The following is a 19,533-nucleotide window of genomic DNA, read 5'->3' on the forward strand; positions in this document are numbered from 1 at the left end:
AACGATAATCGAGGATGCCGAAAATGGGAATGCAGGGTCAGCCGCTGCTCGTCACTAGCCTGATCGACCATGCCGCGCGCGAACATGCGGAGCGCGAGATCGTCTCGCGCTGGGCCGATGGCAGCATCACGCGCTCGACATGGGGCGAGGTGGGCGCGGACGCCCGCCGCTTTGCCGCCGCGATGGTCAGGCTGGGAATGCAGAAAGGCGACCGCATCGCGACGCTGGCGATGAACCATGGTCACCATCTCGTCAGCTGGTACGGCACCGCGGGAATGGGCGGGGTCTTGCACACCGTGAACCCGCGGCTGTTCGACGAGCAGCTCGTTTATATCGTCAATCACGCCGAGGACCGCGTGTTGCTGTTTGACGCGATGTTCCTGCCGATCGTCGAGCGGCTTCGCGACCAGCTTCCCACGGTCGAACATTTCGTGCTGTTCGATGCGCCTGCGCAGGGCGACTATAAATCCTACCGCGATCTGATCGGCGCCGAGGACGGGCGCTTCGAGTGGGTGGAACTGGACGAGCGCGATCCGGTCGGGCTTTGCTACACCAGCGGCACGACGGGCAACCCCAAAGGCGTTCTCTACGAGCATCGCTCGAACGTCATCCACGCGATCACCGAAATCCAGCCCGACGTGTTCGACATGTCGAACCGCAGCGTGATCCTGCCGATCGTGCCGATGTTCCATGCGAACAGCTGGGGCATTCCCTTCGCCGCGGCGACGGTCGGCGCAAAGCTGGTGTTTTCGGCGACCAACGAGGCGCAGGTGCTTTGCGACCTGATCCACGCCGAGGGCGTGACGCACAGCGCGGGCGTGCCGACGGTGTGGCTGGCCATGTTCGCGCATATGGACGCGACCGGCATCGACTATGGAAAGTTGTATCGCGTGATCATCGGCGGATCGGCGGCACCGCGCGCAATGATCGAACGCTTCATGAAGGCTGGGGTCGACGTCGGTCATGCGTGGGGAATGACCGAAACCTCGCCGATCGGTACGATGGGCAAGCGCCCGTGGAACTGGGACGAGATGGCGTTCGACGAGCGCGTCGATATCGTCTGCCGCCAAGGCTGTCCTCCATTCGGGGTCGAACTGCGCGTCGTCGATGACGAGGGCAAGGAACTTCCGCGCGACGGAGTGACGAGTGGGCGGTTACAGATTCGCGGGCCGTGGATCATCCAGCGCTATTTCAAGGCGGGCGAGGATGCCGCCGACGACGACGGCTGGTTCGACACCGGCGACGTGTCGGTCATCCATCCGGACGGCGTGATGCAGATCACCGACCGCGCGAAGGACGTCATCAAGTCGGGCGGTGAATGGATTTCGTCGATCGAACTCGAAAACGCCGCGGTCGGCGCGCCGGGGGTGCAAGAAGCGGCAGCGGTCGGCGTATTTCATCCCAAGTGGGACGAGCGGCCGATCCTGCTGATCGTGAAGAAGCCCGGCGCCGAGGTGAGCGAGGCGAGCGTCGTCGATTACCTCAAGGACAAGGTCGCCAAATGGTGGCTGCCCGATGAGGTCGTGTTCGTCGATGAACTGCCGCACACCGCGACGGGCAAGCTGTTGAAGCGCCAGATCCGCGACGATTTCAAGGACTATAAGCTGAAGTCGCTGACTGCCGCCTGATCATCATCCACGTCATTGCTTCGCTTCACTCGCAATGGCGAGATTCTCAAAACAGCTCCATCTGCCCATCGCGTTCGGGCGGGCGGAACAGGTCGCTGCGGAGCGGCGGGAAGCTCTTGTCCATGCCATGTTCGCGCGCGGCACGCTTGACGCGCTGGCGGATGAGTTGAGGCCAGACGCCTTGTCCCTTCATCCGCGTGAAGAAATTGGGGTCGTTGTCGCGCCCGCCGCGAATGTCCTGCACCATATGCATGACCTTGTCGGCGCGATCTGGATAGTGCGCCGCGAGCCAGGCACGGAATAGCGGCGCGACCTCGAACGGCAGGCGCATCAGGATGTAGGAGGCGCGGATCGCTCCCGCCTCCGCCGCGGCCGCCATGATCGCCTCGATCTCATGATCGGTGATCGCGGGGATGATCGGCGAGATATTGACCTGCGTCGGCACGCCGGCGTCGATCAACTTGCGGATCGCAGCCAGGCGTCGGCGCGGGTGGGGCGCGCGCGGCTCGAGCGTCCGCGCGACCCCGGGATCGAGCGTCGTCACCGAAATCGCGACGCCGACCAGATTGTCGCGCGCCATGGCGGCGAGCAGGTCGATGTCGCGAAGCAGGCGGTCGGACTTGGTCGTGATCAGCAGCGGGTGCCGTGTTTCGGCAAGCACCTCGACGATCGACCGGGTAATTCCCCATTCGCGCTCGATCGGTTGATAGCCGTCGGTGTTGGTGCCGATCGCGAGCGGCGCGACCTTGTAGTTGCGTTTGGCGAGTTCGGCGCGCAGCAGCTTCGCGGCGTCGGGCTTGGCGAACAGCCGGCTTTCGAAGTCGAGACCTGGCGACAAATCGTGAAAGGCGTGCGTCGGCCGCGCGAAGCAATAGATGCAGCCATGTTCGCAACCGCGATAGGGGTTGATCGAACGGTCGAAGCCGATGTCGGGCGAGCTGTTGCGCGAAATGATCGTCCGGGGGCGCTCGACGGTGACCGTCGTGCGCAGCGGCGGGGGCGCGCCATCGACGTCCTCGGCCACGTCGAGCCAGTCGCCATCGGCCGTACGGTCGAGCGATCCGGTGCGGGTGGGGCGCAAATTGGTCGGCGCGCCGCGGCCCGAAATGGGAGGCAGAGGCTTGGTTGGTTCCACCGTTGCAGGATAGTGAAACGTAGAGAACAAATAAAGAACAATTCCGCAATCGCCGAATGATCCGTATGGCTCCTCATTCCAGACGCGGTCGCGCGGACGAGGCATAAAGGTCAGATCTATTCGGTCAGCCGCGGCATCAACTCGACGAAGTTGCAAGGCTTGTGGCGGCTGTCGAGCTGGGTCGACAAAATGCCCTCCCACGCGTCGGTGACGGCGCCGGTCGAGCCGGGAAGGGCAAAGATGTAAGTGCCGCGCGCGACGATGGCGCAGGCACGCGACTGGATCGTCGAAGTGCCGATCTTCTGAAAGCTGATCCAGCGAAACAGCTCGCCGAAGCCGGGGATATCCTTGCCGTCGAGCCGGTGCAGCGCCTCGGGCGTGACGTCGCGGCCGGTGACGCCGGTGCCGCCGGTCGTGAGGACGACATCGACCTCGGGATTGTCGATCCAGTTGTGGAGGCGCGAGACGATCTGGTCGCGGTCGTCGCGGACGATGGCGCGATCGGCGAGGACATGGCCCGCCGCCGTCAGCAGTTCTTCGAGTTTGTCGCCCGACTTGTCGTCGGCCGCGCTGCGGCTGTCCGACACGGTCAGGACGGCGATGCGGACCGGCCTGAACGGCAGGCTTTCGTCAATCGGCATTGGCGAGGCCCGCGGGACCGGCCCAGGTCAGCCGCACGCGGTCCTTACTGTCGGGAAAGCGCGGCCATTTGCCCTGCGCGAGGGCGGCGCGGCTGACCGAAGGCTTGCCCTGCTGCGCCTCGTACATCCAGTAGTTACGGAGCACGATGCCGACATAGCCGCGCGTTTCCCAATAAGGGATCGATTCGATGTAGAGCAAGGGATCGCCGCCATCGCGGATTTCGGTCTGCCAGCGCGCGATCGGCGCGGGGCCGGCGTTATAGGCGGCGATGACCTTCGGAAGCTGGCCGCCGGTCGAGCTGTCCTTGCTGAGATACTGCAGGTATCGCTGGCCGAAATCCATGTTAACGGCAGGAATCTTCAGGTCGCCGGGTGCACGGCCGTCGCCGTTCCAGCGCGCAAGGTCCGACGCGGTGCCGGGACGTACCTGCATCAGCCCGGTTGCGCCCGCGGCGCTGACTGCCTTGCGCTGGAACCGCGATTCCTGGAGCGTGTGGGCGAATACCAGCGCCGGATCGACGCGCCAGCCACCGTTGGGCTCCCACTTGGGTTGCGGATAGCGCGTCGCGGCCGAAAGCTTGCGGCCCTGCGGCGTGTTGTGCGCCAGGTAAAGTTGCGTTTCGGGCAAGCTGAGCGCCTGCGCCATCCCGATCAGTTGCTCGTGCTGGCGCGGGTCGCCGATGCGGGCCTGATGGCGCAGCAGCTCGTCCGAATATCCATCCTCGCCGATTTCGGCAAAGGCCATCGCGGCGCGGACGTTGGGCAATTCCTCGAGCGCGCGCCAGGCGCTGCGATCGGGGCGGACATTTTCGCGCTGACGGTCGGTTTCGACGCCGAGCGTTTCGGCAGCGAGCAGGCCGTAGAGCGTTTCCTCGTTCGCCGCCGCGGCACGAAGGCGCGGCTGAACCGATGCCGGTTCGCCCGAGGCGATCGCGGCGCGGGCGGCCCAATAATAGGCCGCGGCGCGCAACTCGCTATCGGGCGCTTCCTTGGCGACGCGGTCGAAGGCGACGAGCGAGGTGCGATAATCGTGGAGGCGCCACGCGGCGAGACCTTGCACCCATGCGGCCTGCGTCGCCCACGCACTGCCGCCCTGCGCCGAGGCGAGCGCGAGGCGAAGGGCGTTCGCATCGTCATTTTCGATATAATAGGACCAGGCGATCTTCTGTTGCCATTCGTCGCGCGCCTCGGGCGTCAGCTTGTCGGCCGCGGCACTGTAAAGCGCCTCGGCGCCGGCGGGGTCGTCGTTCTTGATCCGGTCGGGAATCGAACGCGCCAGGCCCGACGCCGAAGGATCGCCGATGCTGTCCGCGCCGACGCGGCGCGGCGCGCTGCCTGCCCAGGCGAGCCGCGCCTGCGAAGGCAGCGTCGGAATGTCGGTCGCGCCGCGTTTCGCCGCAAGACGGCCGAGCTGGTCGGCCTGCGGCAATTGCGGCGAACGCGAAAGGATCGGCATGATGTCCGCGACCTCGGCGCGCGGGCTGTTCGCCGCGGTCAGCAGTTCGGCGCGCAAAAAGTCCGCGAGCGGACCATTGTCGTCGCCGATCAGCGCCTTCGCCTCGGCCCACCGCTGGCCGCGGATCGCGGCGAGAACCTGCGTGTACAGCTGCTTCTGCTTGGCCGAGAGCGTCTCGGGTACCGTTTGCGGGGATGCCCTGAAATCGAACGGGCTCGCATCAGCGGCAAGAGCGGGCACCGAGCCGGCCGCAAGCGCGACAATGGCACAGGAAAGGAGTTTCGCGGTCATATTCCTCATCTGTCAACGTCCCCGGTTGAACAGTTTCAGGCTGTCCCAGGCGGCCGCCTTCTGGGCGGGCCGGGCAAGCAGCATCGCGGGATGCGCGACTGCCACGACCTCCAATTTGCCGCCATCTTGGTTAATATCGAGTAACTTTCCGCGCGCGTCGGCAAGCTGGAGTTTCGCCGCCATCCGGACGATGTCGCTGCCGATGAGCAGGAGACGGCCGGGCCTCGCGAGGCGCAGATGGTGCCACAGCAGCCGGTCGAGTTCGGCGGCGTCGCGCTCGTCGATGCGGCCGCCCGGTGGCCGGGTAATCGCGAGGCTGGCGAGATAGCAGTCGGCGCGCGTCGTGCCCACGGCGCCGAGCATGGCGTCGAGCAATTGGCCGGCGGGACCGGTGAAGAGCGCTTGGTCGCGCTGGTCGTCGATTTCGGGCCACGCCGTGAGAAGCATCAAGGGTGCCCCGGCGTTGCCCACGGGCAGCACGCGGCGCGCGTCCCACTGGCTGCCGGGAACATCGGGGTTTGACGCGAGCCAGCTCTGGAACTCGTCCCACGCGTCGGGAAGGGCAACCGGACCCTTTGCTCCGGCCTCTGCGGGCGCTTCCGGGCGCTGGAGCGCGGCGGGCAGGGGGGCGGGCTCGGGCCCCGCAATCGGTGAGGCTTTGGGCTTTGCCGCGGCGTCATTCGCGGCAGGCACATCGAGCCAGCCCGCCGGCGCCTCGCCGACGAGCACGTCCACCCCGGCCAGCGACCACCAGTCATGATAGCTTTCGGCCAGCAAGGCTGAATTTCGCCCACCCATGAATTTGTTTCAAACAGACAGTTGACGGGCGCGTCAATTGGCGGGCATCGCGTTTCGTGACAGAATGAGCGCCGGACACGATGAATGATCGGCGCGGGGACGGCAGAAAGGTGATTGCGGTGAGCGAACGGGAATCGATGCCCTATGACGTCGTGATCGTCGGGGCGGGGCCTGCAGGGCTTTCGGCGGCGATCCGATTGAAGCAGCTGGCGAACGAGGCGGGCAGCGAGCTGTCGGTTTGCGTCCTCGAAAAAGGTTCCGAAGTTGGTGCGCATATCCTGTCGGGTGCGGTAATCGATCCGAAATCGCTCGACGAATTGCTCCCCGACTGGCGGACGCAGGGATGTCCGCTCGCCGAAGTTCCGGTGAACGACAACCAGCATTGGGTGCTCACGAAGAACAAGAAGTTCGGCGTTCCGCACTTCATCACCCCCGGATTCATGCATAACAAGGGGACCTATACGGGTAGCCTGGGCAATCTCTGCCGCTGGCTCGCCGAGCAGGCCGAGGGGCTGGGCGTCGAAATCTTCCCCGGCTTCGCGGCCGCCGAAATCCTCTATAGCGAGGATGGCTCGGTAAAAGGCGTCGCGACTGGCGACATGGGGATCGCGCGCGACGGCAGCCACAAGCCCGACTATGCGCCCGGCCTCGAACTCCATGCGAAATATACTTTCTTTGCCGAGGGCGTGCGCGGGCACCTGACCAAGATGCTCAAGCCGCAATTCGCGCTCGACGCCGAGTGCGAGCCGCAGGTTTATGGCATTGGAATCAAGGAACTCTGGGATATCAGGCCCGAGAATCATGCACAGGGCCGCGTCATCCACACGCAGGGCTGGCCGCTCGACGCGCATGCCAACGGTGGCGGTTTCCTTTATCACCAGGCAAACGGGCAGGTCGCGCTGGGTTTCGTGACCTGGCTCAACTATCGCAACCCGCACATCTCCCCCTTTCAGGAGATGCAGAAGTGGAAGACGCATCCCGAGATCGCAAAGATCCTGAAGGGCGGCAAACGCGTCTCCTATGGCGCGCGCGCCATCAGCGACGGCGGCTGGCAATCGGTGCCGAAGCTGGCATTTCCGGGCGGCGCATTGATCGGCGACACCGCGGGCTTCCTTAACGTCCCGCGCATCAAGGGCACGCACACCGCGATGAAGTCGGGCATGATGGCGGCCGAAGCGGCATTCGCCGCGGTAAGCGCGGGCCGCGGGTCCGACACGCTCGACGCCTATCAGGCGGCCTATGACGAAAGCTGGGTGAAGAAGGAACTGAGCGTCGTCCGCAACGTGCTGCCGCTGGTCGAGAAATTCGGCGACCTTGCAGGCACGATCCTGTCAGGCATGACGATGTGGCTCGAAACGCTGGGGATTCGCGTCCCCTTCACGATGAAGCATCATCCCGACAATACGACGCTTTACCGCGCCGATATGATGCCTAAGCCCGATTATCCGAAGCCCGACGGCGTGCTGACCTTCGACCGCCTCTCGTCCGTATTCCTGTCGAACACCAATCATGAGGAGGACCAGCCGGTCCACCTGCAGCTCAAGGATCCGTCGATCCCGGTCGAATATAATCTGCCGGTGTATGACGAGCCGGCACAGCGCTATTGTCCCGCAGGCGTTTACGAGATCGTCGGGCAGGACGAGGGCGATCCGAAGTTCGTGATCAACGCGCAGAATTGCGTCCATTGCAAGACGTGCGACATCAAGGATCCGACCCAGAATATCAACTGGGTCACTCCCGAAGGCGGCGGAGGCCCCAATTACCCGAACATGTAAGTCCGCTTGCTGGCTCCTGGCCGTCGGCTTTCTTGCGGCGGCCGTTCCGGCCGAAGCCGCGAGCGAAGGCGGCGCGGCGGTCAATGCGCTGGTGCGGGCGCGGCTGGCCGAGGATGCGGGCGATCCAGCCGCGGCGCTGTCTGCCCTGACCAGCGCCGCCAGCGCGGCGCCCGACCTACCGGGGCTTCGCGGGCGAATTTTGGAACAGGCGATCCAGGCGGGCGACCTGGTCGCGGCGCGCGGCGCCGCTGCGCAGCTCTGGGCAAGCGGCGAGCGCCGCTTCGACGCGCAGCTTGTGCTTGTCGTCGACGCGATGAAACGGGCCGACTGGAAGGGCGCGCGCGCCTTTCTGGGGGGGCGGCCCGACAAGACCGGCGGCGATGCGATCGCCAATCTGGTGACGCCGGCGCTGAACAGCTGGATCGACGTCGGCGCGCGCGAGAAGGCACCCGAGCGGCACCTGATAGCGGCGCTGGCGCGCGGGCGGCTCGAACCGACGCTGGCGCTCGAAGCGGCGCTGGTCAGGGTCGCGGCGAAACAGCCCACCGAAGGGGCCAAGCTGGCGGCGGACACGGTGCTGAGCGATCGCACGAGCCAACTCGTCGCGCTGCGGCTGGCGGCGACGCTCGATGCTGCGGGGCAGGCCGACGCCGCGAAGGCGCTGCGCGGGCGGACCGCGATGGCGGCGGGCGGGCGCGAAGACCCGATGCTGCTGCTGTCGGGCCAGCCGGTGACGACGGCGCGCGGCGGTGCGGCGCACTGGCTCGGGCTGCTTGCCGACGGGCTGGCGCGGACCCCAAATGGCAGTCCGAAACTGCCGCTGCTGTTCGCGCGGTCCGCTTATTGGCTGGGCGATCAGGATTGGGCGGTACGCTCGGCGCTCGTCGAGGCACTCGATCGCAACGGGCAGGAGCGCGATGCGATGGCGCTGCTGGCTGGCAGCCGGACCGCGCAGCCGCCGGCGCTGCAGATGCGTCATGCCGAACTGCTGGCCGAGGCGAGCGATATGGCGAGCGCGGTAAAACTCGCCGACGCTGCCGCGCGTACCGAGCCGGCGGCGCGCAGCCTGCTTATCCGCTTTGCCGATATCGCGCGCCGTGCGAACGATCCCGCTGCCGCGGAACGCGCCTATTTGGGTCTGGAAGCGACGCTGGGAGATGTCGCGGACGACGCTCCGCTGCGTGGCTCTCTGCTGATCGCTCGCGCCGAGTTGAAGTTGCAGGCCGGGGATTGGGATGGCGCGGCGCCACTGATGGAAAAGGCGGTCAACCTGCGTCCCGGCGATGCAACGATCCTTAATTTCGCGGGCTATTCGGCGCTCGAGCGCCGCAAGAACGTAAAGCAGTCGCTCGCGCGGATCGAGGCGGCGTGGAAGGCCGAGCCGCAAAGTGCGAGCATCACCGACTCGCTCGGCTGGGCCTATTTCCTGACCGGCCGCATCGACGATGCGGTGCCTTTGCTCGAACTGGCGCAGCGCGGCGATCCGGGCAATGCCGTGATCGTCGAGCATCTGGGCGATGCCTATTGGCAGGCGGGGCGTCGGTTCCAGGCGCGCTATACGTGGCGCGCTGCCGCGCTGTTGGCCGAGGCCGACATGGCGGCGCGGATCGAGGCGAAGCTGCGCGACGGGCTGAGCGCCGCCACCACGGCGCCATGATGGCCGACATGCAGGAAAGCGGCTGGGCGAAGATCAACCTCGCGCTCCACGTTCGCGCGCGGCGGAGCGACGGCTATCACCTGATCGAAACGCTGTTCGCCTTTGTCGATCATGGCGACACGATCGCCGCGGCGCCGGCCTCCTCTGACAGTCTGTCGATCGACGGAGAGTTTGCCGAGGGGCTAGGCAATGGTGCCGACAATCTGGTGCTGCGCGTGCTGGCGCTGCTTCGCGAGCGCTATGGACGCGATCGCGTGCCGCCGCTGGCGTTGACGTTGACCAAAAGGCTCCCCGTCGCGGCGGGGATCGGCGGCGGGTCGGCGGATGCGGCGGCGATGGCGCGGCTCGTACGGCGACATTTCCTGCCCGAACTGGGCGACGCGACGCTGGCGCGGCTGGTGAGCCCGCTCGGCGCCGATATTGCCGCCTGCATCGCCAGCACGACATGCCTTGGCGTCGGGGTCGGCGAGGAATTGAGCCCGGTCCCCGAGCTGGCCCTGACCGGCACCCCCGTGCTGCTCGTCAATCCGCGTCAGCCGGTATCGACGGGGCCGGTGTTTGCGGCATGGGACGGCGTCGATCGTGGTCCGCTGTTCACCGGCGCCGACATGCGCGCGCAGCTGTTCGCGGCGCGCAATGATTTGCAGCGCGCGGCGATCGCGCAATGCCCGGCGATTACCGACGTGCTGACCGAGCTTGGCGCGCTCAGGCCGTGGCTGGCGCGCATGTCGGGATCGGGCGCGACCTGTTTTGCGCTGTTCGATGCGCCCGCGGAGCGCGATGCCGCAGCGGTACGGCTCGCGGAGAGCCATCCGCACTGGTGGCAGATGGCAGGGACGCTGCGGTGAGCGAGGCGTGGCGTCAGCTCGGGACGCCGCGTGCCGGCGGTATCCTGTTGATCGGCGACCATGCGTCGGCACATGTGCCGCCGGATATCGATCTCGGCATCGATCGCGCGTTGCTGCGCGAGCATATCGCGATCGATCTCGGCGTTGCCGAAGTGGCGGCGCTGCTCGTCGAGGCGAGCGTTGTCGATACGGCGATCCTCGGCGGTGTGTCGCGGCTGGTCGTCGACTGCAATCGTGACGAGGACGTGCCCGGCGCCGTTCCGATTGCGAGCGATGGCCACGCCATTCCCGGCAATGCGCTCGACCATGCGGGGCGCGAGGCGCGGCTGGCGCGCTTCTTCCGCCCGTATCATGCGCATATCGCGGCGACGATCGCGGCGCATCGTCCGGCGATGATCCTGTCGCTGCACAGCTTTACCCCGTCGCTGGCAAGCGATCCGGCGCAGGCGCGGCCATGGCATGTCGGCGTGCTTTATAACGCCGACGACCGGCTAGCGGGCCCGGCGATCGCCGCCTTGACCGAGGAGGGGCTGAATGTCGGCGACCAGCTTCCCTATTCGGGCAAGCTGCTCAACGCGACGATGAACCGGCACGCCGAGGCAAACGATATTCCTTATGTGGGAATCGAGATGCGACAGGATCTGGTGCGCGATGCGGCGGGTCAGGCGCGGTTCGCCGAACAATTGGGACGCATGTGCAAGAAAGTGGCATTGTATGTCGCCGAATAGGCGTGTAATGGCGCCTTTCTTCACGACAATTTGAAATAAAATTATCAGAAAGTTTCAAGATGCCTTCTTATCGTTCGCGAACCACCACCCACGGCCGCAACATGGCGGGTGCACGCGGGCTTTGGCGTGCGACGGGGATGAAGGACAGCGACTTCGGCAAGCCGATCATCGCCGTGGTGAACAGCTTTACCCAGTTCGTGCCCGGCCATGTGCATCTCAAAGACCTCGGCCAGATGGTCGCGCGCGAGATCGAGGCCGCTGGGGGTGTCGCCAAGGAATTCAACACGATCGCGGTCGATGACGGCATCGCCATGGGGCATGACGGGATGCTCTATTCGCTGCCGAGCCGCGACCTGATCGCCGACAGCGTCGAATATATGGTCAACGCGCATTGCGCCGACGCGATGGTGTGCATCTCCAACTGCGACAAGATCACGCCAGGGATGCTGATGGCGGCCCTCAGGATCAACATCCCGGTGGTGTTCGTCTCGGGGGGGCCGATGGAGGCGGGAAAGGTGGTGCTGAAGGGCAAGGAGGTCGCGCTGGACCTCGTCGACGCGATGGTCGCCGCCGCGGATGAAAAATATACCGACGAGGAAGTGCAGGCGATCGAGCGTTCGGCGTGCCCGACGTGTGGCAGCTGCTCGGGGATGTTCACCGCGAACTCGATGAACTGCCTGACCGAAGCGTTGGGGCTTTCGCTGCCGGGCAATGGCTCGACGCTGGCGACACATGCCGACCGCAAGGAGCTGTTCCTGCGCGCGGGGCGGATCGTCGTCGAAATGTGCCGCCGCTATTATGAAGAGGATGACGAGGCCGTCCTGCCGCGGAGGATCGCGAGCTTCGAGGCGTTCGAGAATGCGATGAGCCTCGACATCGCGATGGGCGGTTCGACGAACACGGTGCTCCACCTGCTCGCCGCCGCGCACGAGGCAGGGGTCGATTTCACGATGAAAGATATCGACCGCCTGTCGCGCCGCGTACCGTGCCTGTCGAAGGTCGCGCCGGCGAAAAGCGACGTGCATATGGAGGATGTCCACCGCGCGGGCGGGATCATGGCGATTCTCGGCGAACTCGATCGCGCGGGGTTGCTCCACGCGCATTTGCCGACGGTGCATAGCGCGACGCTGGGCGATGCGCTCAACAAATGGGATATCGCGCGGACGAACGATCCCGACGTGCAGAAATTCTTCCTCGCGGCGCCTGGCGGCGTGCCGACGCAGACCGCGTTCAGCCAGGACCGGCGCTGGGACTCGCTCGATCTGGATCGCGAGGGCGGCGTGATCCGTTCGGCGGATCATGCGTTCAGCAAGGATGGCGGGCTTGCGGTGCTGTCGGGCAATATCGCGCTCGACGGCTGCATCGTGAAGACCGCAGGCGTGGATGAGAGCATCCTGAAATTTTCGGGTCCGGCGAAAGTCTATGAGAGCCAGGACGCCGCGGTGGCCGGCATCCTGACCGGACAGGTCGAGGCCGGCGACGTCGTCGTCATCCGCTACGAAGGGCCGAAGGGCGGGCCGGGGATGCAGGAAATGCTGTATCCGACGAGCTACCTTAAATCGAAGGGGCTCGGTGCGGCCTGCGCGCTGATCACCGACGGGCGCTTCTCGGGCGGCACGTCGGGCCTGTCGATCGGCCATGTCTCGCCCGAGGCGGCCGAGGGCGGCGCGATCGGGCTGGTCGAGAATGGCGACATGATCGAGATCGACATTCCCGCGCGCACGATCAACCTGATGGTAGGCGACAGCGTGCTGGCCGAACGCCGCGCCGTGATGGATGCGAAAGGCGAGGCCGGCTGGCAGCCGGCGAAGCCGCGCCCGCGCAAGATTTCGGTCGCGCTGGAGGCTTATGCCGCGATGACGACAAGTGCGGCGCGCGGCGCGGTGCGCGATTTGTCGCAGCTTCGGCGCAAATGACCGGGCGACTCTTCGGTGCGGCCTGCGCATTGCTGTTGGCATCGGGCTGCAACGGTGCGCCCGACAATGGCGCGCTGGCCGAAGCCGAGGCGCACGGGTCGAATGAAGCCCTGAAGGATGGGCGCATCGAATGCGCGCTCGAAGGGGCGAAGGCATTCGACCGCACCTGTACCATCGACGAGATGAGCGGCGCCGACGCGACGATCCTGGTCGTGGGCAAACCCGACGTGGGATACCGCCGGCTACAGATCGCGACCGACGGGCGCGGCGTGATAGCGGCCGACGGGTCGGAGCCCGCCAAGGTCACGATCATCGGCGACGGGGTCATCGAGGTCGCGGTCGGCGGCGACCGTTATCGCCTGCCTGCAAACACGAAGGGGCCGAAGTAACGCGACTTTTGGTTCGGGCGTGCTAGGGTCGGGGCCTATGTCCGTTCCCGCCGACGCCCCGATCCTGACCAGCAGAGCGATGCGTGACGCCGAAGCGGCGTGTGCCGCGTCGGGCACCTCGCTTTCCGAGCTGATGGACCGTGCGGGTGCTGCGGTGGCCGATACCGCGTGGCGGATGGCGGCGGGGGCGCCGGTTCTGATCCTGTGCGGCCCCGGCAACAATGGCGGCGACGGCTATGTCGCGGCACGATTGCTCCGTGAGCGCGGGGCGAATGTGCGCGTCGCCGCACTGGCGCCGCCGACCACCGATCTCGCGAAGGCGGCGCGGGCAAAGTGGGCGGGGGCGGTCGAGCCGATCGACGAGACCCTTGCCGCAGTGCCCGTGGTGGTCGATGCCCTGTTCGGCGTCGGGTTGACGCGGCCGCTGGCGTCCAACCTGACCGGGCAGCTTCAAGCGCTGGCTTTTCGCCGCGTGATCGCGGTCGATGTGCCGAGCGGGGTCGATGCCGATGGCAAGCATGATTGGGTGCCGCCGCTTCCCGCGCATGTGACGGTGGCGCTGGGTGCGTTGAAGCTTGCGCACGTCCTGTTGCCCGCTGCGCAGCATTGTGGACGCGTCCTGCTCGCCGGGATCGGGATCGCGTGCGATGCGACGATCCGCAGCCTGCCGCGCCCGCGCGCGTCGGCGCCCGGCGTTACGTCGCATAAGTTCAATCGCGGGATGATGCTCGTTCGCGCGGGGGCGATGCCGGGCGCCGCTGCGCTCGCTGCCGCTGCAGGCCTGCGCGCCGGGGCAGGTTATGCGGTGCTGAGCGGAGCGAATACAGCGCCGCTGTCCGCGATCATCGTCGAGGACGGCGCCGATTATCGAGAGCGGCTGGGCGACAAACGTGTCGGGGCCGTGGTCATCGGTCCGGGTTATCCGGCGGGCATGGCGCTTGATCGCGATGTCGCGTCCGCGATCGACAGCGGCAGGCCGCTGCTACTCGACGCGGCGGCGATCGATGCCGCGCTGCCGCGCCTGCGCGGGCGTGGGGTGACCGCTATTCTGACGCCGCATGAGGGCGAGTTTGCGCGCGCGTTTCCGGGCGCAGAGGGGAGCAAGATCGAGCGAGCGTTGGTCGCCGCCATGGAAACGGGATCGGTCGTCATCTACAAGGGCGCCGATACCGTCATCGCCGCGCCCGACGGCCGCGTTGTCGCGGCATGGCCGGGTAGTCCGTGGCTGGCGACGGCGGGCACCGGGGACGTGCTGGCGGGCGCCTGCGGAGCGATGCTGGCGCGCGGCGGCGACCCCTTCGATGCGGCCGTCGCGGCGGTGGGCTGGCATATTGCGCGCGCGGCGCATATAGGCCCCGGCCTTGTCGCCGACGATCTGGTTAGGGAATAGAATGACAGACAGTAGGCTGATCGAGCGCATTGCCGCGCGCGGCGATGGCGTGACTGACGACGGGCGCCATGTTGCGGGCGGCGTGCCGGGCGACCGGCTTGCTGCCGACGGGACGCTGGTGCCGGGTCCGAACCGCGCCGAGCCGGTGTGCCGCCATTTCGGAAAGTGCGGCGGCTGCCAGTTGCAGCATGTCGCCGAGGGGGCGCTCGCCGATTTCGTGCGTGACCGCGTCGTCGGCGCTCTGGAAGGACAGCAGGTCGAGGCGGGCGACATACTGCCGGCGTTGATCTCCCCCCCTGCGAGTCGGCGGCGCGCGGCGCTGACCGCACTCAAGATCGGCAAGCAGGTCGCGCTCGGTTTCAACGCCGCGCAGAGCAACCAGATCGTCGACATGCGCATGTGCCCGCTGCTGTTGCCCGAGTTGTTTGCGCTGGTCGCGCCGGTCCGCACCCTGCTCGACGCGATCGCGCCTCAGCGCCGCCCGGTGAAGGTCAAGTTGCAGATGCTCGACCAGGGCGCTGAAATCATCATCGAGGGCGTAAAGGCCGACGGGCTGGACGCGGCGATGGCGCTGCAGGATTTCGCCGGAGAGCATCGGCTGGCGCGGCTGGCGATCGATCAGGGCGACGGGCTGGAGACGGTCTGGCAACCCGAGCCGCCGACGGTGCGCTTTGGCGACATACCGGTCGAAGTGCCGCCCTTCGCCTTCCTGCAGGCGACCGCGACGGGGCAGGCCGCTCTGGTCGACGCGGTGCGGCGCGCGATCGGCGATGCGGCGGCGGTGGCCGACCTGTTCGCTGGGGTCGGAACCTTCGCACTGTCGGTGCAGGCGGGACGGAAAGTCTATGCGGCCGAGGGCGCGCGCGATGCGATCGCGGCACTGACCGGCGCTGCGAACCGCGCGCGGGCGCTGGTCGCGACCGAGCATCGCGACCTGTTTCGCCGCCCGCTCGTTCCCGCCGAGCTCAATCGGTTCGGCGCGGTGATCCTCGATCCGCCACGCGCGGGCGCCGAGGAGCAGGTGAAACAGATTGCGGCCTCAACTGTGCCGGCCATTGCTTATGTCAGTTGCAACCCCGCCAGCTTCGCGCGCGATGCCAGGTTGCTCGTTGCAGGCGGCTATCGCCTCGACTGGGCGCAGCCCGTCGGCCAGTTCCGTTGGTCGACCCATGTGGAACTGGCCGCGCGATTCAGACGTTAGTGGGCGAACATTCCCGAGTGGAGCACGAAGCCCATGAACGCATGGACGCATAGCGCGATGAGCGCGAGGCTCGCGAGCGCGAACACGCCGAAGCGCCACATGACGCGGTTGACCGTCGCCTGGATCAGGCTGTGCAGGATGCGCAGGCCCACATAAGCCCAGGCAAGCTGCGCGTTGAGCCCGCCGCCCATGCCGCCGACCGCCAATGCCAGCGCAACGGCATAGAAGACCGTCGGCTGTTCCATCAGATGGTTATAATTGTGGGCCTTCCACTGCACTTCGGCGGGCAGCACCTCGTCGAGGCCGCGGCCGGTGGTGCCGACAAGATTCTTGGCATCGATCTTGGCACGCTGCATCGCGGGGATGCGCGTCGCATACATCCAGATCCACATGACCATCGACCAGAGCGCGAGCGTCGCGACCGGCCCTAAAATTGCATTCGTTCCCATTATCTTCTCCCCCTCAACCCAAAGTCGCGATCACCGCAAGCAACGACAGCGCCAGCAGGCACAGCGTTGCCACTGAAAAGATGGCGAAGCGCACCGGAATACGGTTCACCGTCGACTGCCACAGGCTGTGGACGATGCGCAGCACGACATAGGCCCAGGCGAGCCCGCGCGTCAGCTCGGTATTGCCGCCCGACAGCTGCAGAAACACGAGGACGGCGTAGAAGATTGTCGGCTGTTCGCAAAGATGCGTGTAATTGTGCGATTTCCAGTTGGTTTCCGGCGGCAGCACGCCCTCCAGATCGACGCCGCGGCCGCCCGGCGGTGCCGCCTTGATGTCGATGCCGATCTTGGAAAAGGCCTGAAAGCGCGTCACGCCCGCCCAGGTCAGCATGACGATCGTCCACAGCGCGAGCACCGCACCGGGTGCGAGCAAACTATCCGACATATGGCTCCCCCTTATGATTTGCCGCCATGCTAAGGCGCCCGGCCGACAATGCAACGGCCGAAGTTTACCGGCGGTCGGCGATCTCCGCCCGGATCGCGTCGCTGTCGCCGCCGACCGTCGGCGCAAAGCCGAGGTCGCGGGGCGGGGCGGCGCTATATCTGACCGGTGGCTGCATTTCCCAGAAACCGCCGACCTGCGGATGCTCTCGGTGGCGGAAGAAGCCGGTGGCAACCAGATGCGGGTCCTCCTTGATATCTTGCAGATCGCGGACCGACATGGCGGGAATGTCGTTTGCGGCGAAGAGATCGAGCCATTCGGCGGTGGTGTTCGTCCGCGTCTTCCGCGCGATCTCGCGATAGACCAGCTGCATATGCTTGCCCTGGGCCTTCGCTGCCTCGAATTCGGCAGAACCGAGCAAAGTTTCGCTGCCGAGCAGACGCATCAGCCGCGCCGTGGATTCGGGCGTGTAGGGAACGACCGCGATATAGCCGTCGGCGGTCGGGAAGGGCTGGCGCGTCGAATCGAGCTGACGCGGATAGCCCGCGGGGCCTATTGGCGGGTCGAGCGTGGCGTCGCGCAGATGTTCGGTGAGCATGAAGGCCGCGAAGCATTCGAACATCGGCACTTCGACGCTTTGCCCCTCGCCGGTACGCAGTTTGTGCACGAGCGCGGCGAGGATCGCCTGCGCGCCGAACTGGCCGGCAATCTTGTCTGCGATCAGCGAGGGCAGGTAGCGCGGGCGCGGATCGCCGTCGACGCGGGGCAGCAGACTGGTCGTACCCGTCGCCGCCTGGATGACGTCGTCGTAGGCCTGAAGATCGGCGTAGGGGCCATCCTGTCCGAAGCCGGTGCCGTGGACATAGATGATGTCGGGTTTGATCGCCTTGCAGCCTTCGTAATCGAAGCCGAGCCGCGCGATCGCCTTGCCGCGCACATTGTGGAAGAAGACGTCGGCGGTCGCGATCAGGTCGCGGAGTACCGTGGCATCGTCGGGGTTTTTTAGATCGAGCGCGATCGAACGTTTGCCGCGGTTCACAGTGAGGTGCGTCGAGCCCATCGTCGGATCGGGAACACCCGAGCCGAGATAGCGCGAGATGTCGCCGATGCCGGGGGCTTCGACCTTGATGATCTCGGCGCCGAGATCGGCGAGCATCTGCGTCGCATAAGGGCCGAAAATGACCGTGGTCAGGTCGACGATGCGGATACCGGCGAGTATGGTCATGCGGTGGGTGTGCCTCTCCTCTTTGCGCCACGACAGAATCGTTGCGGAAGAAAACGAAAAAAGGCAATTGCGCGCGAAGAAAAAGGCCGGCGCATCGCTGCACCGGCCTCTGGATCGATCATTCTACTTCGTTCAGAAAAGCTTCGTCACGGTCGCACTGCGGCGTTCAGGTTCGGCTTCGCCGGTGTACAGGCTCGCCATCGGCTCGTCGCTGACGACGTGGATTTCCTCCGCGCCAAAGCCGTTGAACCTGGTGCGCATCGCGCAGCCATAGGCGCCGAGCATGCCGATCTCGATGAAATCGCCTGCCTTGACATCCGCCGGCAGGAAGAAGGGCCCCGCCATATGGTCGAGGTCGTCGCACGTCGGACCGTAGAAGCTGAACGCGGCCAATTCCGCATTGCTTTCGGGCTCGCGCAGCAACGTCACCGGGAAGCGCCAGCCGACATGCGCGGCGTCGAACAGCGCCCCGTAAGCACCGTCGTTGATGTAGAGCTCGTCACCGCGCCGCTTTTCGACGCGAACGATCAGCGAGCTATACTCGGCCGACAGCGCACGGCCCGGCTCGCACCAGAGTTCGGCCGAATAGCTGATCGGCAGGCTTTCGAAGCTGCGATGGATCGTCTCGAAATAGGCGCCGAGCGGCGGTGGTTCCATGCCGGGATAGGTCGAGGGGAAGCCGCCGCCGACATCGACGATATCGACCGTGACCGCGGCGGCGACGATTGCGGCGCGGACGCGTTCCATCGCCTGGGCGTAGGCGTGCGGCGTCATCGCCTGGCTGCCCACATGGAAGCAGATGCCGAGCGCGTCGGCCGCCTGACGGGTCGCCATCAGCAGTTCGGCAACATCCTCGGGCTCGGCGCCGAACTTTGCGGCGAGGCTGAGCTTCGAATGGTCGGACGAGACGCGCAGGCGCACGAGCAGGTTCAGATCCTGCGCGCCCTCGGTCGCACGGACGATCTTTTCAAGCTCGTCCATCGTGTCGAGCGAGAAGGTGCGCACGCCATGCTTCCAATAGGCTTCGGAAATCGCTTCCTCGGCCTTCACCGGATGCATGAAACAGAGCGTCGCCTTCGGCAGCGTCCGCGCGACGAGGCGGACCTCGGCGATCGAAGCGACGTCATAATGCGTGACGCCCGAATCCCACAGCACGCGCAAGAGGTCGGGCGAGGGATTCGCCTTGACCGCGTACATGGTCGTGCCGGGAAATCGCTCGATGAAAAAACGCGCTGCGCGCGCCGCGGCATGCGGGCGGACAAGCGTTACAGGTTCGACCGGCGAAAGTGCCTGAATCAGCCCGTGGGCGCTATGATGCTGGTGCAACTCAAGGGACCCCCAAAAATAACGTTAAACATCCAAGGCTGCCTTGCGGTTATTGGAAGTCCCCCTGGGGCAGCGGAGCGCGATATATGCAGGGGGGTCCCCCCTGTAAAGACCCTATCGCGCAATTTTGTAACGCAACGGTAACACTCGCGCTGAAACGGGGCAGGGCTGCGCCGAAGGGCCGAAAACAAGACAAATGCGCGTGCCTGCGCTAGACCTGTTTGCCAATGATAGCCGA

General features: G+C 66.1%; 17 protein-coding genes. 9 read left to right on the top strand and 8 right to left on the bottom strand.

Annotated features, from left to right (window positions below):
• Nucleotides 1-23: 23 nt before the first annotated feature.
• Nucleotides 24-1,628, top strand: coding sequence for a long-chain fatty acid--CoA ligase (locus QOL68_RS06290; protein ID WP_282947893.1), 1,605 nt, complete (start codon nucleotides 24-26; stop codon nucleotides 1,626-1,628).
• Nucleotides 1,629-1,674: 46 nt separating this feature from the next.
• Here QOL68_RS06290 and QOL68_RS06295 read toward each other — a convergent pair whose 3' ends face one another.
• From QOL68_RS06295 to QOL68_RS06310, 4 genes are all read right to left on the bottom strand, one after another.
• A complete protein-coding gene (locus tag QOL68_RS06295) occupies nucleotides 1,675-2,763 on the bottom strand; it encodes a PA0069 family radical SAM protein (protein WP_502957376.1) in 1,089 nt (362 codons plus the stop codon).
• Between the two features lie 116 nt (nucleotides 2,764-2,879).
• Entirely contained in the window at nucleotides 2,880-3,404 is a 525-nt protein-coding gene (gene moaB / locus QOL68_RS06300; protein ID WP_204992960.1) for a molybdenum cofactor biosynthesis protein B, read from the bottom strand.
• Nucleotides 3,394-5,151 carry a lytic transglycosylase domain-containing protein gene (locus QOL68_RS06305; RefSeq protein ID WP_282947896.1) on the bottom strand — a complete coding sequence of 586 codons (1,758 nt, stop codon included), beginning with the start codon at nucleotides 5,149-5,151 and terminating at the stop codon, nucleotides 3,394-3,396. Before QOL68_RS06305 ends, moaB begins: the two co-directional genes overlap by 11 nt.
• 12 nt (nucleotides 5,152-5,163) lie before the next feature.
• On the bottom strand, nucleotides 5,164-5,949 hold the full coding sequence (locus QOL68_RS06310; RefSeq protein WP_282947898.1) for a uracil-DNA glycosylase family protein: 786 nt from the start codon (nucleotides 5,947-5,949) through the stop codon (nucleotides 5,164-5,166).
• A 119-nt stretch (nucleotides 5,950-6,068) separates the two neighbouring features.
• On the opposite strand from QOL68_RS06310, the gene QOL68_RS06315 reads away from it, so the two are divergent.
• From QOL68_RS06315 to QOL68_RS06350, 8 genes are all read left to right on the top strand, one after another.
• A complete protein-coding gene (locus QOL68_RS06315) occupies nucleotides 6,069-7,724 on the top strand; it encodes an electron transfer flavoprotein-ubiquinone oxidoreductase (RefSeq protein WP_282947900.1) in 1,656 nt (551 codons plus the stop codon).
• A 91-nt stretch (nucleotides 7,725-7,815) separates the two neighbouring features.
• Entirely contained in the window at nucleotides 7,816-9,381 is a 1,566-nt protein-coding gene (locus tag QOL68_RS06320; protein ID WP_282947902.1) for a hypothetical protein, read from the top strand.
• Nucleotides 9,378-10,229: a 4-(cytidine 5'-diphospho)-2-C-methyl-D-erythritol kinase gene (locus QOL68_RS06325; protein ID WP_282947904.1), complete on the top strand. Its 852-nt coding sequence runs from the start codon at nucleotides 9,378-9,380 to the stop codon at nucleotides 10,227-10,229. Before QOL68_RS06320 ends, QOL68_RS06325 begins: the two co-directional genes overlap by 4 nt.
• Nucleotides 10,226-10,957, top strand: coding sequence for an N-formylglutamate amidohydrolase (locus QOL68_RS06330; protein WP_282947905.1), 732 nt, complete (start codon nucleotides 10,226-10,228; stop codon nucleotides 10,955-10,957). The genes QOL68_RS06325 and QOL68_RS06330 overlap by 4 nt, the downstream gene beginning before the upstream one ends.
• 59 nt (nucleotides 10,958-11,016) lie before the next feature.
• Nucleotides 11,017-12,873, top strand: coding sequence for a dihydroxy-acid dehydratase (gene ilvD / locus QOL68_RS06335; protein WP_282947907.1), 1,857 nt, complete (start codon nucleotides 11,017-11,019; stop codon nucleotides 12,871-12,873).
• The gene (locus tag QOL68_RS06340; protein ID WP_282947908.1) at nucleotides 12,870-13,262 is read left to right on the top strand and encodes a hypothetical protein; all 393 of its coding nucleotides are present in this window, start codon (nucleotides 12,870-12,872) and stop codon (nucleotides 13,260-13,262) included. The genes ilvD and QOL68_RS06340 overlap by 4 nt, the downstream gene beginning before the upstream one ends.
• A gap of 37 nt (nucleotides 13,263-13,299) precedes the next feature.
• Nucleotides 13,300-14,652, top strand: a complete 1,353-nt coding sequence (locus QOL68_RS06345; RefSeq protein ID WP_282947910.1) for an NAD(P)H-hydrate epimerase — start codon at nucleotides 13,300-13,302, stop codon at nucleotides 14,650-14,652.
• Nucleotide 14,653: 1 nt separating this feature from the next.
• On the top strand, nucleotides 14,654-15,853 hold the full coding sequence (locus tag QOL68_RS06350) for a class I SAM-dependent RNA methyltransferase (protein WP_282947912.1): 1,200 nt from the start codon (nucleotides 14,654-14,656) through the stop codon (nucleotides 15,851-15,853).
• Here QOL68_RS06350 and QOL68_RS06355 read toward each other — a convergent pair.
• The 4 genes from QOL68_RS06355 to QOL68_RS06370 all read right to left on the bottom strand — a co-directional run bounded on the left by QOL68_RS06355 (nucleotide 15,850) and on the right by QOL68_RS06370 (nucleotide 19,295).
• Nucleotides 15,850-16,302 (bottom strand): MAPEG family protein, encoded by a 453-nt coding sequence (locus QOL68_RS06355; RefSeq protein ID WP_282947914.1) that lies wholly within the window; start codon nucleotides 16,300-16,302, stop codon nucleotides 15,850-15,852. The two genes, QOL68_RS06350 and QOL68_RS06355, sit on opposite strands and share 4 nt — an antisense overlap.
• A 13-nt stretch (nucleotides 16,303-16,315) precedes the next feature.
• Nucleotides 16,316-16,747, bottom strand: a complete 432-nt coding sequence (locus tag QOL68_RS06360) for an MAPEG family protein (protein WP_204992950.1) — start codon at nucleotides 16,745-16,747, stop codon at nucleotides 16,316-16,318.
• Between the two features lie 64 nt (nucleotides 16,748-16,811).
• Nucleotides 16,812-17,969, bottom strand: a complete 1,158-nt coding sequence (locus tag QOL68_RS06365; RefSeq protein ID WP_282947917.1) for a CaiB/BaiF CoA transferase family protein — start codon at nucleotides 17,967-17,969, stop codon at nucleotides 16,812-16,814.
• A 132-nt stretch (nucleotides 17,970-18,101) separates the two neighbouring features.
• Nucleotides 18,102-19,295 (bottom strand): type III PLP-dependent enzyme, encoded by a 1,194-nt coding sequence (locus tag QOL68_RS06370; protein WP_282947919.1) that lies wholly within the window; start codon nucleotides 19,293-19,295, stop codon nucleotides 18,102-18,104.
• Between the last annotated feature and the right edge of the window lie 238 nt (nucleotides 19,296-19,533).

The sequence above is a fragment of the Sphingopyxis sp. Geo25 genome (assembly GCF_949769135.1).
Lineage (GTDB): Bacteria > Pseudomonadota > Alphaproteobacteria > Sphingomonadales > Sphingomonadaceae > Sphingopyxis.